Genomic DNA, 274 nt, shown 5'->3' with positions numbered 1-274 from the left:
GGCGCACAGCCACCGCAGCCCGTGCCAGCATTAGTGACCGCTTTGACATCGCCAATCGAGTAGGCACCATTGTCGACTGCAGCGCAGATAGCGCCTTTGGTGACGTTATAACAAGAGCAAATCGTTGCCGTATCAGGCAGGTTTTCTATACCCATCGTCGGTTTTTCGACATTGGGTAGTATCAAACTCTCAGGATGAGCGGGCAAGTCGATATCATTGAGATACAGCTGCAATAGGTTATTATAATCCTCAGTATCACCAACCAATACCGCAC

The 274-nt window shown here is 49.6% G+C and carries 1 protein-coding gene; it reads right to left on the bottom strand.

Translation table 11 applies throughout. The features are described from left to right. The coding region (locus AAEY78_RS13020; RefSeq protein WP_352339734.1) for a (2Fe-2S)-binding protein at nt 1–274 on the bottom strand (274 nt) is incomplete at both ends.

This window comes from Psychrobacter sp. 16-MNA-CIBAN-0192 (genome assembly GCF_040309565.1).
In the GTDB taxonomy this organism is placed as follows: Bacteria; Pseudomonadota; Gammaproteobacteria; order Pseudomonadales; family Moraxellaceae; genus Psychrobacter.
Note: the sequence above shows the minus strand (reverse complement) of the source record. Positions and strands in the feature narration are given on the sequence as shown.